Origin of the sequence: Clostridium sp., assembly GCF_032576335.1 — a bacterium.
Taxonomy (GTDB): domain Bacteria; phylum Bacillota; class Clostridia; order Oscillospirales; family Acutalibacteraceae; genus Faecalispora.
The window spans coordinates 35598-48333 of the sequence record NZ_JAWFXC010000013.1 but is presented as its reverse complement, the minus strand read 5'-3'; the positions used below and the strand labels follow the sequence as shown (position 1 = coordinate 48333).

Annotated in this window: 15 protein-coding genes; 13 read left to right on the top strand and 2 right to left on the bottom strand. The window is 48.9% G+C overall.

What is annotated here, in order from left to right:
• The first annotated feature begins 1 nt into the window (after position 1).
• The 13 genes from rbfA to E7L17_RS12585 all read left to right on the top strand — a co-directional run bounded on the left by rbfA (position 2) and on the right by E7L17_RS12585 (position 11631).
• The gene (gene rbfA, locus E7L17_RS12645) at positions 2 to 379 is read left to right on the top strand and encodes a 30S ribosome-binding factor RbfA (RefSeq protein WP_316323505.1); all 378 of its coding nucleotides are present in this window, start codon (positions 2 to 4) and stop codon (positions 377 to 379) included.
• The gene (locus E7L17_RS12640) at positions 372 to 728 is read left to right on the top strand and encodes a hypothetical protein (protein ID WP_316323504.1); all 357 of its coding nucleotides are present in this window, start codon (positions 372 to 374) and stop codon (positions 726 to 728) included. The genes rbfA and E7L17_RS12640 overlap by 8 nt, the downstream gene beginning before the upstream one ends.
• Positions 646 to 1173: a DHH family phosphoesterase gene (locus E7L17_RS12635; protein ID WP_316323503.1), complete on the top strand. Its 528-nt coding sequence runs from the start codon at positions 646 to 648 to the stop codon at positions 1171 to 1173. Before E7L17_RS12640 ends, E7L17_RS12635 begins: the two co-directional genes overlap by 83 nt.
• A 10-nt stretch (positions 1174 to 1183) precedes the next feature.
• Positions 1184 to 2098, top strand: coding sequence for a tRNA pseudouridine(55) synthase TruB (gene truB / locus E7L17_RS12630; protein ID WP_316323502.1), 915 nt, complete (start codon positions 1184 to 1186; stop codon positions 2096 to 2098).
• Between the two features lie 65 nt (positions 2099 to 2163).
• Entirely contained in the window at positions 2164 to 3105 is a 942-nt protein-coding gene (gene ribF / locus E7L17_RS12625; RefSeq protein ID WP_316323501.1) for a riboflavin biosynthesis protein RibF, read from the top strand.
• A 123-nt stretch (positions 3106 to 3228) separates the two neighbouring features.
• A complete protein-coding gene (gene rpsO / locus E7L17_RS12620; RefSeq protein ID WP_316323500.1) occupies positions 3229 to 3492 on the top strand; it encodes a 30S ribosomal protein S15 in 264 nt (87 codons plus the stop codon).
• A 203-nt stretch (positions 3493 to 3695) separates the two neighbouring features.
• A complete protein-coding gene (locus E7L17_RS12615; RefSeq protein WP_316323499.1) occupies positions 3696 to 5915 on the top strand; it encodes a polyribonucleotide nucleotidyltransferase in 2220 nt (739 codons plus the stop codon).
• A gap of 110 nt (positions 5916 to 6025) precedes the next feature.
• Positions 6026 to 6643, top strand: a complete 618-nt coding sequence (locus E7L17_RS12610) for a hypothetical protein (RefSeq protein ID WP_316323498.1) — start codon at positions 6026 to 6028, stop codon at positions 6641 to 6643.
• 170 nt (positions 6644 to 6813) lie between these two features.
• Positions 6814 to 7263, top strand: a complete 450-nt coding sequence (locus E7L17_RS12605) for a hypothetical protein (protein WP_316323497.1) — start codon at positions 6814 to 6816, stop codon at positions 7261 to 7263.
• 285 nt (positions 7264 to 7548) lie between these two features.
• Positions 7549 to 8160: a phosphatase PAP2 family protein gene (locus E7L17_RS12600; RefSeq protein WP_316323496.1), complete on the top strand. Its 612-nt coding sequence runs from the start codon at positions 7549 to 7551 to the stop codon at positions 8158 to 8160.
• 71 nt (positions 8161 to 8231) lie between these two features.
• Positions 8232 to 9026, top strand: a complete 795-nt coding sequence (gene proB, locus E7L17_RS12595; RefSeq protein ID WP_316323495.1) for a glutamate 5-kinase — start codon at positions 8232 to 8234, stop codon at positions 9024 to 9026.
• Positions 9027 to 9240: 214 nt separating this feature from the next.
• The gene (locus E7L17_RS12590) at positions 9241 to 10494 is read left to right on the top strand and encodes a glutamate-5-semialdehyde dehydrogenase (RefSeq protein WP_316323494.1); all 1254 of its coding nucleotides are present in this window, start codon (positions 9241 to 9243) and stop codon (positions 10492 to 10494) included.
• A gap of 12 nt (positions 10495 to 10506) precedes the next feature.
• Positions 10507 to 11631: a hypothetical protein gene (locus tag E7L17_RS12585; protein WP_316323493.1), complete on the top strand. Its 1125-nt coding sequence runs from the start codon at positions 10507 to 10509 to the stop codon at positions 11629 to 11631.
• A 95-nt stretch (positions 11632 to 11726) separates the two neighbouring features.
• On the opposite strand, the gene E7L17_RS12580 is transcribed toward E7L17_RS12585, so the two are convergent.
• Entirely contained in the window at positions 11727 to 12101 is a 375-nt protein-coding gene (locus E7L17_RS12580; RefSeq protein ID WP_316323492.1) for a hypothetical protein, read from the bottom strand.
• Between the two features lie 18 nt (positions 12102 to 12119).
• Positions 12120 to 12725, bottom strand: a complete 606-nt coding sequence (locus tag E7L17_RS12575) for a hypothetical protein (protein WP_316323491.1) — start codon at positions 12723 to 12725, stop codon at positions 12120 to 12122.
• Positions 12726 to 12736: the final 11 nt, after the last annotated feature.

Below are 12736 nucleotides of genomic sequence, written 5' to 3'. Positions count from 1 at the left end.
AATGCCGAGCCATAAAATAGAACGTATTACAGAAGATATTCACCGCGAGCTCACGGCAATTTTCCGTGAGCTGAAGGACCCTCGTGTTCAGGGCGGCCTTATTAGCATTGTGCGTGTGGATGTAACGAACGACCTTTCTTACTGCACTGTTTTTATCAGTGCAATGGAAGGAATGGAGAAAGCGAAAATTGCGGTAGAAGGGCTAAAATCGGCTGGCGGCTATATTCGCCGTGAGCTGGGGCTTCGCCTCAAGATTCGCCATGTGCCTGCACTCTTGTTCCGTGCTACGGATTCGATTGAGTATGGCGCAAGTATCAATAAGCTTTTGATGGATTGGAAAGACGGTGCAGCAGAAAACGGGGAGGAGCACGATGATTGATCTTGATCGCGCGGTTTCTCTCCTGCGCGATGCGCAGGACATTGAAATATTAAGCCATCATTTCCCAGATGGAGACACGCTGGGCTGTGCGGCGGCGCTTTGCCATGCACTGCACCTTCTTGGCAAGCGTGCCCGTTGTACCTGTGCTGACCCCGTTTCAGAAAAATACAGTTTCTTATTCGAAGAGATTGAGAAGCAGGAATTTCCCGCCAAATTTGTGGTAAGTGTGGATGTGGCAGATATTAAGCTGCTTGGTGCCGGATCAAGTGATTGCACGGGCGATTTATACCGGAATCACAACGGATACTGGTTGCTTCCGCTATACCAATGTAACGGCTCGCACGCATGAAATTGCCGCTCAAGTCATTCGTACTGGAATCAATGCCGCAGACATTAACCGAGAGATGTTCGAGACCAAAACGCGTGCTCGCCTTGAAATGGAGCGCAGTGTACTGGATTCGATTGAGTTTTATTTTGATTCACGCTGTGCAGTTATGCGCATTAGCCGTGATATGATTGAAACCTCCGGAGCTGATGAAGGCGATTTGGATGGCCTTTCGGCAATTCCTCGCCAAATCGAGGGCGTTTTGGTGGGTGTTACCATGCGGGAGCGCAAAATAGGCGGCTATAAAGTTTCTCTGCGTACATTGCCACAGGTAAATGCGGCAAAAATATGTGCAGAGTTTGGCGGCGGCGGCCATATTGCGGCGGCAGGCTGTACCATTGAAGAAGACTTTGAGCCAGCCCGTGAAAAGATTCTAACTGTAATTGGTAAGGTTCTCGAAACAATGTGAGGTGACCCCGATGGACGGAGTCCTAATAATTGACAAACCCTGCGATTTTACCTCGTTCGACGTGGTTGCGGTGGCGCGCCGCATTTGCAGGGAGAAAAAGATTGGCCATACCGGTACGCTCGACCCAATGGCAACAGGTGTTTTACCCCTGCTTTTGGGAAAAGCAACCCGTGCTGCTTCTTTGCTGGAGGATTCCGATAAGGTGTACTGCGCGGAGTTTCGTTTTGGAGTGGAAACGGATACGCAGGACAATACCGGCAAGGTGCTTCGCCAAAGCGATACACCGGTAAGCCGTGCGCAGTTGGAAGCCGTTCTTCCCCAGTTTCGGGGGGAGATTATGCAAACACCGCCCATGTATTCGGCAGTGCGAAAAGATGGCAAGCATCTTTATGAGCTGGCAAGGCAAGGGATTGAAGTGGAACGTGAGTCCCGCCCGGTAACAATATACCGGCTGGAGCTTTTGGAATACAATGAGCATGAACGGCAGGGCAGCCTGCTGATTGAGTGCTCAAAGGGAACGTATATCCGCACACTTTGTGCAGATTTGGGACAAGCTTTGGGTAGCCTAGGTATTATGATGTCACTGCGTCGTACTCGTGCCTGTGGCTTTTCTCTCGAGCAGGCTTTGCCGCTTGAAGAGGCTCGCTCTTTAGCGGAAGATAACCAGCTTAGCGGCAAAATTTTGTCGGTAGAAAGTTTGTTTCATCATTTACCGCAGGTTTCCGTAACTGCTGCGCAGAGCGTACGCTTTCAAAACGGCGGAGCGCTTGCGCTAGAGCGTTTGCGGCTCAGCAGCCCGTTGGCACCGCAAGCACGCTTAAGAGTGTATTCTCCGGCAGGGGAGTTTTTAGGGCTGGGTCAGGCAAATGAGGAAACGCAGGAGCTTGCCGTGCTGCGACTGTTTTGCAGTAGAGCAGGAGAATAAAAAACCGAATGGCGCCGGTTTCCCATGTAAAAACGGTATGATTGCGCTGGTCAGGAGGTTTTTGTTTGAGATTACAGGTGTTCCATGATTTGAAACAGATAGCACCTTCAGAAAGTGCAGTGGCGATGGGCGCTTTTGACGGAGTTCACCTAGGCCACAGAAGAGTGATTTCGTGCGTCACATTTACAGCTCGTAAGCTTGTGCCAACGGTTTTTACCTTTGACGCCAGCCCGCAGGAGCTGCTAAAAGGGGAGGGCGATTTGCGCCTGACCTCGTGCGAGAGCAAGATGCGTGTGTTAGAGGGCTTAGGCGTTCGCCGGGTGTACATGCCTCGGTTTGAAGAGGTAAGGTTGCTTTCTCCTCACGATTTCGTAGAAAAAATATTGCATCATACCCTGCGCGCAAAAGAGGTAAGCTGTGGCTTTAATTTTCATTTTGGCTGTGGCGGTACAGCTGGCAGTAATGAGCTGCGAGAGATTTGCGCGGAGTTTGGCATAGAAGTTTCGGTTGTGCCTGCACTTACGGTAGACGGTGAGCCAGTTAGCTCAACGCGTATTCGCAAGGCACTGCTTTTAGGGGATGCGACGGAAGCCGCTCGTCTTTTGGGGCGTTTTTATTCCATCGATTTCCCAGTGGCGCATGGGCGCCAGCTTGGCAGGCAGCTTGGAGCACCAACCATCAACCAGCCGTTCCCTCCGGGGTTCCTTGCACCGCGGTTTGGCGTGTATACCTCTGTGGTAACAGTAAATGGAAAGCGGTATGCTGGTGTTACCAATATTGGTATTCGCCCCACAGTTGGCTCAGACGGTGTTTTAGCAGAAACCATGATCGATGGTTTTTCGGGTGATTTATACGGTCGCCGCGTACCCGTAGAGCTGGTTTGTTTTTTGCGTCCAGAGCAGAAGTTTGACAATTTAGACCAGCTTCGCGAAGCGATTCTGCGGGATGCGCAGACCGCCCGCAGCTTGGCTGCTCCCTATTTACAAACACAGGAAGCTATGATATAATCAGTAGGTTAAATTGCCCCTTACCCGGAACAAGGAGTAAGCCCCTTTGGGGAGTTCACCAGCCTTATGCTGGGTTTGAGGGTACAATAGGTGCGTAACTCGCACGGAAGGGTGGAAAAAAACATGTTAAAAGAAGAAAAACAGCAGATTATTGAGCAGTATGCTCTACACGAGGGAGATACCGGCTCCGCCGAGGTTCAAATTGCGATTCTGACTAAGAGAATCAACGATTTGACCGATCACCTCAAGATTCATAAGAAAGACCATCACTCTCGCCGCGGTTTGTTGAAAATGGTCGGCCAGAGAAGAAGTTTGCTGAAGTACCTGACAAAGTCCGATATTGTGCGTTATCGTGTCATTATCGAGAAGTTGGGCATTCGTAAGTAATAGCACGCTGTTTCGGGCAGACGGCTTTTTTAGCCGTCTGCCTTTTAGGCATATTTACGCAAAACCTTAACTAAGAAACGGGAGGTTTCGGGTTTTAGCAGTGAAACGAGTTCCCAACATTTTTTGCGTAGGAATTGGTTTTATTGCTAAGCCTGCTTCCCTCCTGGGCATAATGTAGTTGAAGTGACAAGGAGGATTATTTGATGTTCGAGAATTTCAAGGTATACGAAACCGAATTCGCAGGCCGCCCTCTGGTGGTTGAGACCGGCAAAATGGCACAGCTGGCTAATGGAGCGTGCCTTGTGCGTTACGGCGAAACGGTGGTTCATGTGGCAGTAACGGCTTCTGCCAAGCCCCGCGACGGTATCGACTTTTTCCCGCTTTCTGTTGATTTTGAGGAAAAGCTCTACGCCGTTGGTAAAATCCCCGGTTCTTTCATGAAGCGCGAAGGTCGCCCTTCGGAGAAGGCTGTATTGGCTTCTCGCGTAATTGACCGCCCCATTCGCCCCTTGTTCCCCAAGGATATGCGCAACGACGTTTCTGTTGTATGCACCGTTATGTCGGTAGACCCCGACTGCTCACCTGAAATTGTTGCCATGGTAGGTACCTCCATTGCCATCAGCATTTCAGATATTCCGTGGAGAGGCCCCATCTCTGCTGTTTCGGTTGGTTATGTGGATGGCGAGCTGGTCATCAACCCCACTGCCGAGCAAAGAGAAAACTCCAAGATGGCTGTCACCGTTGCTTCTACTGATTCCCGCATTGCCATGATTGAGGCGGGCGCAGAGCAGGTAAGCGACGAAGTAATGTATAATGGCATTATGGCGGGTCATGCCGCCAACCAGCAGATTATTGAGCTCATCAACAAGATGAAGGCAGAAATCGGCAAAGAGAAGTTCAGCTACCCGAGCAACGAGCCGGATGAGGACATGCTCAATTCCATTAAGGAATTTGCCATTGAAGACATTCGCCTTGCATTGGATACGGATGATAAAACAGTACGCGATGCTCGACTCAAGCCCATCTACGAAAAAGTGCATGAGAAGTTCGCCGAGATTTACCCCGACAGTGCGGCTAAGATTGACGAATGCCTCTACAAAACTCAAAAATATGTGGTTCGCCGTTGGCTGCTCGACGAGCGCAAGCGTGTGGATGGTCGTGGAATGGATGAGATTCGTCCTCTTGCGGCTGAGGTTGGCCTGCTGCCCCGCGTACACGGCTCCGGTATGTTTACACGTGGCCAAACACAGGTGCTCACCATTGTTACCCTTGGCCCGGTTACAGACCGCCAGCTTTTGGACGGCATCGATGAGGAACAGTACAAGCGCTATATGCACCACTACAACTTCCCCTCTTATTCCGTTGGCGAAACAAGACCCAGCCGTGGCCCCGGCCGCCGCGAAATTGGTCATGGTGCTCTGGCAGAGCGCGCCTTGCTGCCGGTGATTCCTCCCGTTGAGGAGTTCCCCTATGCGCTGCGCTTGGTTTCTGAGGTTCTTTCTTCCAATGGCTCCACCTCTCAGGGCTCTGTGTGCGGCAGCACCTTGGCTCTCATGGATGCCGGTGTGCCGATTAAGGCACCGGTTGCTGGTATTTCCTGCGGTTTGATTACCGAGGGAGACCGCTGGATGACCATGGTAGATATTCAGGGCCTCGAAGATTTCTTCGGCGATATGGACTTTAAGGTTGCCGGTACCCATGAGGGTATTACCGCTATTCAGATGGACCTGAAAATCGATGGTCTTACTCCGGAGATGGTAAAGGAAGCTTTGGAGAAAACCCACACTGCTCGCGATTATATCCTCAACGATATCATGCTTCCGCAGATTCCCGCCCCGCGTGAGGAACTCTCGAAGTATGCACCGAAGATGCTGTCTACCGTGATTCCTACGGAGAAAATCCGTGAGGTTATCGGTTCTGGCGGAAAGGTGATCCAGAAAATCTCCGCTGAGTGCGGTGTTAAGATTGACATTGAAGATGATGGCCACGTATTCGTATCCGGCATTGACATTGACAATTGCCGCCGTGCGATGACCATTATCGATACCATCGTAAATGACCCGGAAGCCGGTGCAATTTACAATGGTAAGGTAACTCGCATTATGGACTTTGGCGCATTTGTTGAGATTGCTCCCGGTAAAGAAGGCCTTGTTCATATCTCTCGTCTCGATGTGAAGCGTACCGAAAAAGTGACCGATGTTGTCAATGTTGGCGATGAAGTTATGGTTAAGGTACTTGAGATTGACGATAAGGGTCGCTTGAACCTTTCCCGTCGTGATGCCCTGATTGAAGTTGAGGGTCTTGTACCGGAAAACGAGATTTCAGACGCACCTCGCCGTCCTGCTCCCCGCAGAGATGACCGTCGTGACGACCGCCGCGGCAGCAATGGCTTCCGCCCCAATACCAATAAGCCCCGCGAGTAATCGAGTTATATAGTTAAATGCTTTTATAAAAATCGTGCTCCCCACTTTGTGGGGAGCCGTTTTACTATATCTTATGTTTCAATTATTTTACTAAGGAAAGGGAGCTGACGATGAATCAGGAAGATGGGCCAATCGCAACCTTTGTTTATGTACAAACGGGAGAAATGCGTAAAAAGCATGAAGCTTTCTTAAACGAAGTTGCAAAAAGTGTTAAGCCAAGTGAGCGAACCTTTGAACAAATGCTTGCTTACTTTGTTGAAACGTATCATGCTGTTCCTACGGAATTACCGAAAGCACGAATGAGAGAATTAAAAGCAAATGTGATTGTGAGTTATTTTCCGGAGCTTTTGCAGGAAGATAGAGAAAAAGAGCTTACTCCGGAAGAAAAGCAGCATTACCGCAGAAGAAGCGATTCGTTCATTCGAGCTTTGAAATATCCGGAGGAAAAGCTAGACCTTGAATTCCGCACGTTTCTAATACCCCAAAAGCCGAAAGTAAAGAAAGCGAAAAATCGAAACGCTGCGGCGCAGCTTACAGATATAGATGACCAGTCTATACTGGAAGTAGAGATGAAAACGGAATACATGTCCGCCTGGAACGTAGAGGAATCTATACTCGATGATTTATGTGTCTGGCGTGGGGTAGCTCAAAGCGATATGGATGAAAGATCACCCCGATTTATTGAATATGCAGAGGCGTTGAAGAGGCTAAATAGAATTAAAAAATGAATCAAGCGGCAAAAAAAACTTAAATTGTATGAAACAATCCTTAGAATAATACTAATTTGGATAATTGCAGAACGTATTACTATTACAATCGAGGATAAAAAACTTAGAATCAAATAAGTAAAACTTTGCATTCAAATTAGTTTCGGTAAGAAAAAATTGGAGGTGCAAGCATGAAGAAGAGAAATCGGCTCGTGTACGTCGTACTTGCAATTATTTTGGTCGAGTCTATCGGAGTAGGGATTTATATAAACTACGGCAGGGATTATTTTCGTGTTTTTCGGCTAAATTGGAATATTTCGTTGCCCACAAATGCAAAACAGCTGTATGAAATGCAAAGTGAAGCAAATATTCATGGGGATGGCGAGCGTTACCATGTGTTTCAGTATGACAAGACTCCAGATTTTCCTGCGGAAATGGTACCTGTTACCACGGTTTCCCAGGAAGAGAGGGAAGATGTGTACAAAATATTGTCCAGTGGAATCACCGTGGAGGAGAAATATCTTCCCGACTTTGACGGTGTAACACTCAGAATAAAGGCAGTAAAAAAAGGCAGTACGAGAATGTACTTATACTATGTAGAATCCTCTCAAACCTTGTACATCATAGAACATTTTATATAATCAACGCAGTAAATATAGTGTTATTTCAAAAAACGGCTCTGAAGCAATCAGAGCCGTTTTTTTGCTATTTACTGTGCTTTTTACACGGGGAATTCCCAAAAAGTTTTCACTTTTTTCACGGCTTTATCCCTTGTGAGATATTTTGAGATAAGGTATAATACTACATAAGACCATCGCGATGGACGAATTATGTTAAGTTAGGGAATGGAAGGTATATTAAGTGAGATGAAATCCCCGGGCTGTATTTGGCAGCTAATTTGGCGGGGATCAGAAAGGAACTATTTGATGTTTGAACGAATACAGGCAATCGATATAAAGCTGCTGCGTTTGATTCAAAGAAGAATGCGGTGCAGCCTATTTGATGCGATTATGCCGTATATTTCTTTAGTCGGCAATGTCGGTGCAGTTTGGGCCACAGTGATGGTGTTGTTTTTTATGATGCCGCGTTACCGCGAAGCAGGTGTTGTTATGTTTTTTGTACTAGCCGCCTGCGGTGTTTTAACAAACTTTGTTTTAAAACCTCTGGTGGCTAGGCCAAGGCCGTGCCATACATATACGGATGTAAAATTGCTTTTGAGCTGCCCAACGGATTACTCGTTTCCGTCCGGCCACACCATGTCTTCCTTTGGGGCGGCTTTAATTATCTTCTATGCGAACCATGCGATGGGTATTGCTGCTTTTGTGTTTGCTTTTTTAATCGCATTTTCCCGTCTTTATTTGTTTGTGCACTACCCGTCAGATGTTTTGACTGGTGTTGTTTTGGGTTTATCCGCTGCAAGTGAGCCTCTTGTGTTGGTATTTGCCGCACTGTGCGCTTGTGTGTATTGTGGCAAAACACGTTACCGCAGGGGGCAGGAAGAGACTACTGCAGGCATTGGGGAATCCTCTAAAATTTAGCGCTTTTATGTTTGTTGAGCAGGTTTACCCTGTTTTGCATATGGATAGTAGCAGGAAAAGGAGTGAAAGGAATGTCTGAAATCACACAAGCCAAGCGTATCGTGGTGAAGGTTGGTACTTCTACCTTAACATACGATAATGGCAAGGCGAATTTCCGCACGATGGAAGAACTCTGTAAGGTTTTGAGCGACCTTCAGAATTCTGGTAAAGAAATGATTCTGGTTACCTCCGGTGCGGTAGCGGTCGGCATGAGCAAGCTGGGGTTAAAGGAACGACCGCGTGAGATTGAGAAAAAACAGGCAGTTGCGGCTGTTGGCCAGTGTGAGCTGATGTTCCTTTACGATAAATTCTTTGGGGAGTTTAATCACACGGTGGCGCAGGTTTTGCTGTCAAGCGATGTAATGACCGAGCAGATTAGCAAGAGAAATGTGCAAAACACGTTCCGCGCTCTGCTCGACATGGGTATTATTCCGGTAGTAAATGAAAACGATACCGTGTCAATCGATGAACTGATGGGCGCACATATTGGTGATAACGACACGCTTTCTGCTACGGTGGCAGTTTTGGCGGATGCAGACCTGCTGGTACTGCTGACCGATATTGATGGCCTATACGAGGCCGACCCCAAAAAGGATCCCAATGCAAAGAGAGTTCCACGTGTAAAAAAGATAACCGATGAGATTAAAGTGCTTGGCGGTGGGGAAGGCTCTGCAAGAGGAACCGGGGGAATGCGTACCAAAATCTCTGCGGCAATGGTTTCAACCGCAGCAGGGATCCCATGCGGCATCATTGACGGCGCTGCTCCAAGGGACTTATACCGCCTGTTGGCAGGGGAAGATTTGGGGACGATATTCGAAGCGGAATAAAAACACATCGCGCGCGCACGCCCCATGCCTGTTCGGCATTGGTTTGTCCGGCTTTTTAAAAGCCGGGCAAAGGCAAGCCCCCAAAGGGGCCTGCCGGCGGACGCGCGTTTTTTCCATCTTTGCGATTGGCAAAGAATAGAGAGTCGGAAAACATTTATCTATGAATCTCTCCAACAGAATGGAGTGGTTTCTCATATTGAAAGGGGAAAGCATTATGACAAAGCTGCAAGAGATGGGCCAAAAAGCCAAAGTGGCATCCCGCGTGCTGGCAACAGCCGGTGTAAAAAAAGATGCGGCTCTTTTGAGCATTGCGGATGATTTGGTTGCAAATGTGGACAAAATAATTACAGCAAATAAATTAGACTTAGAACAGGCACGAGCTGGTGGTATGAGTGAATCCATGCTCGATCGCCTCACTTTAAATGAAGCACGAATCAAAGATATGGCGGAGGGTGCTCGGCAGGTGGCGGCACAAACAGACCCCATCGGCCGTATTCTTTCAGGTGAAGTACGCCCCAATGGAATGAAGATTGAAAAGGTCGCCGTTCCCCTTGGTGTAATCGGCATGATTTATGAGGCTCGCCCCAATGTGACGGCAGATGCGGCAGTGCTGTGCCTGAAAGCTGGCAATGCGATTATTTTGCGCGGAGGAAAAGAAGCCATTCACTCCAATACCGCTATTACAGAGGTGATGCGTGATGCTGTGGAGAACGCTGGTCTACCCCGTGACAGTGTACAGCTCATTGAAGACACTACCCGCCAAAGCGCAGTGGAGCTAATGGCTCTTACCGAGTATCTTGATGTACTCGTTCCCCGCGGCGGTGCTGGGTTAATCCGTTCCGTAAAAGAAAACTCCCGTGTGCCTGTCATTGAAACAGGTGTGGGTAACTGCCATGTATATGTAGATGAATCTGCTGATTTGGAGATGGCGGCAAATATTATTTTTAATTCCAAGACCTCCCGTCCCTCCGTTTGTAATGCAGCAGAAACACTGCTGGTTCACAAAGCAGTAGCAGAGCAGTTTTTGCCTGTGGCAAAAAAGATGCTGGATGAGAAAAACGTTCAACTTCGTGCCGACGAACGCGCGTTACAAAGCTTGGGTGCATGCGAAACTGTGATTCCTGCAGTAGATGATGATTGGGCAACTGAGTTTTCAGACTATATTCTGGCGGTTCGCGTGGTAGATTCACTCGATGAAGCAATCGAGCATATCTCCAAGTATTCCTCCGGTCACAGTGAAGCAATCGTTACAAAAGACTACGGCAACGCCCGCGCGTTTACTTCCCGTGTGGATGCTGCTGCCGTGTATGTGAATGTGTCTACCCGGTTTACGGATGGCGGGCAGTTTGGCCTTGGAGCCGAAATCGGTATTTCTACACAGAAACTGCATGCCAGAGGACCCATGGGTGTAAACGAGCTGACGTCTCAGAAGTTTATCATAACCGGTGACGGGCAGATTAGAGTATAAAAAGGAGAGGCCATGAACGCAGAGCAAAATGAAAAGAATCAGGAAAATGCCGCGGAACACGGTGAGCTTCCCGAAGAACTAGTGGAAGAAATCGATTTTGACCGCTTTGCTGAGAGTAAAAAAAGCGAAGAAAACCAGGTTTCGACCGATTATCGATCCGCTTACCAAAAAAAGTCAGATAAAAAGAAGAAGTCCTCCAAACGCAGTCCGGAAGAAAAAAAGGTGCGCGCTGCACTGGAAGCCGCTGAACAGGCTCGCCTGAAGGCTCAAAAAGTTGCGGCCGATTTTGCGCAGGCGGCACAAGCGCCGGACCCCGAGCCAGAGCCGGAGCTAGATGACTTTTTGCCGGAAGGTGAGTCCGCAGAGCACGACGATATTCTGCTAATTAAAAAAGCTACGCTTACTCCGGAGGAACAAGAGCAGGCAGAGGCTGAAAATACAGATGAAACTGCGGTTATAGTAGCGGAGCAAACACCATCCTTGCGCAGGCGTGGTAAATACCGCTATGGGATTGGGGTTGGTGCTTTGGTGATGGTGCTTGCCTTTGTTGGCCTCTCCGTTCTTGTGTGGGGCGTTGGACGCCAAATTTACCGTGCGGCGACCGATGACACACAGCTTCGAGCTTACGACACTTTTCTATCACCCATCGTAATGCAGGATCCCGAACCGTTTGAGAATGAGGAAGAAGCAAATGCGGAAATGGTAATGAAGGCGTCACTCTGGCGTGCCGTTACACAAAACGGGGCGCAGTACAACAGCTACGACGACCAAGGTCGTACGCTTGTTCCTCTGGGCGATGTGGTTGATGCCTGCCATGCTCTGTTTGGTCCCAATTGCAACCTGCAACCGTCAAATCCGAAAGAAGAAACCTTCTTTGAGTACGATTCGCAGCAGAACGTATTCCGTGTGGCACCGTACAGCTCGCAAAGCAGCTTTGCTCCCTATACAATAAGCAGTAAAAAATCGGGAGATACGGTTACACTTCGTGTTGGTTATGTGGTTGGCGATTGGCAGGATGCTACCGAAAGCTCGAGTGCTTCCCCCGAGCCGGTAAAGTATATGCAGTATATCTTAAAGAAAACAGCGGATGGCAAAAGCGAATACGTGGCGGCTGTCCGTGCTGAAAAAGCGTCTTAAAATAGTGAGCCCGGGCCATATGGCCCGGGCTCATCTACAAAGAAATGTATTTTGCTGCCATGTAGTTTCCATATACGGAGTATGTTTTGTGTTAATCAAATAATTAAGTACATTAAAGCAAAAATGAGACCGGTGTCTGCCTTTTCAGAAACAAGAATTAGGATAAGAACCAGTATAAGCGTACGCTCGCCGTCTTGCAGCAGGCTGTCGAATAGGCTGTTAAGAGAACTTGCCTGCGGAAGTGATGATAGATCCGGCAGTAACGAAGGGGGAGCCGGAGCCGAATGGGAAGAGGATGGCTGTGAATGGTTTTGCTGCGAGTGCTGGCTGGCTTCGTGTGCAGGGCGCTCCTGTGGAGCGGTCGACTGGGAACGGTTTAGGCTTTGGTTTGCCCGACTTTGCATCTCACGTACCCTGCGAATGGCATCTTGCTGCATTCGCTGCATGTCGTTTGTTTCGTTGCTTGCCACTTTATAATCCCCCTTCCGTTATAAGATTCCTTGCCCACGCAGAATTGGCAATAGGCGCAGCATGGAAAGGATTTTAATTGCTTCATCCGCTTTTTTCTGCCGTTCTGCCCCAAGTAAAGGCCGTAGGGCGTGCAATAAGCGAGTGTTGTTATCTTCTTGGCGGAATGCGGAGAGCAACGGCAGAATCTTTGTTACGGTTTGCAGTATATCTCCATCCAATCCGCCACCGCCACCGCCGCCGCCTAATAGGCCGGAAAGAGCGCCCAGCCCGCCGCCGTTATTCCCGCCTAATAGCCCCGATAGTGCGCCCAACCCATTTGCCCCTCCAAGGCTTGAGAGTAGAGTGGCGATTTTTGCGGTATCTAGCCCGCCGGCTGCACCGGGGGACTGCGGTATGTTCCCGCCGCCCGGGGGGGTGGCACCGGCGTTTCCCAAAAGACCGGCTAAACTACTTAGGTCCAGCCCTTGCAGGGGGTTGTTATTGGCAGGTGCATTTTGCCCCGGAGGCGTGGGGGTATTAGGCATGGAATTCCCCAGCCCCAGCGAGGCGGCCAAACTGTTCAGTTGCTGCATGGCCTGTGGGTCGCTGAGCACCTCGTTGATTTTGCTGGTGAGATCATCCATTCCCTCACACC

Bases quoted from the DNA above. Each gene is read 5' to 3' on its own strand.
- E7L17_RS12610 (WP_316323498.1), top strand. From the start codon at position 6,026: ATGAATCAGGAAGATGGGCCAATCGCAACCTTTGTTTATGTACAAACG.
- E7L17_RS12615 (WP_316323499.1), top strand. From the start codon at position 3,696: ATGTTCGAGAATTTCAAGGTATACGAAACCGAATTCGCAGGCCGCCCT.
- E7L17_RS12640 (WP_316323504.1), top strand. From the start codon at position 372: ATGATTGATCTTGATCGCGCGGTTTCTCTCCTGCGCGATGCGCAGGAC.
- proB (WP_316323495.1), top strand. From the start codon at position 8,232: ATGTCTGAAATCACACAAGCCAAGCGTATCGTGGTGAAGGTTGGTACT.
- rpsO (WP_316323500.1), top strand. From the start codon at position 3,229: ATGTTAAAAGAAGAAAAACAGCAGATTATTGAGCAGTATGCTCTACAC.
- E7L17_RS12605 (WP_316323497.1), top strand. From the start codon at position 6,814: ATGAAGAAGAGAAATCGGCTCGTGTACGTCGTACTTGCAATTATTTTG.
- truB (WP_316323502.1), top strand. From the start codon at position 1,184: ATGGACGGAGTCCTAATAATTGACAAACCCTGCGATTTTACCTCGTTC.
- E7L17_RS12575 (WP_316323491.1), bottom strand. From the start codon at position 12,725: ATGGATGATCTCACCAGCAAAATCAACGAGGTGCTCAGCGACCCACAG.
- E7L17_RS12590 (WP_316323494.1), top strand. From the start codon at position 9,241: ATGACAAAGCTGCAAGAGATGGGCCAAAAAGCCAAAGTGGCATCCCGC.
- E7L17_RS12585 (WP_316323493.1), top strand. From the start codon at position 10,507: ATGAACGCAGAGCAAAATGAAAAGAATCAGGAAAATGCCGCGGAACAC.
- E7L17_RS12600 (WP_316323496.1), top strand. From the start codon at position 7,549: ATGTTTGAACGAATACAGGCAATCGATATAAAGCTGCTGCGTTTGATT.
- rbfA (WP_316323505.1), top strand. From the start codon at position 2: ATGCCGAGCCATAAAATAGAACGTATTACAGAAGATATTCACCGCGAG.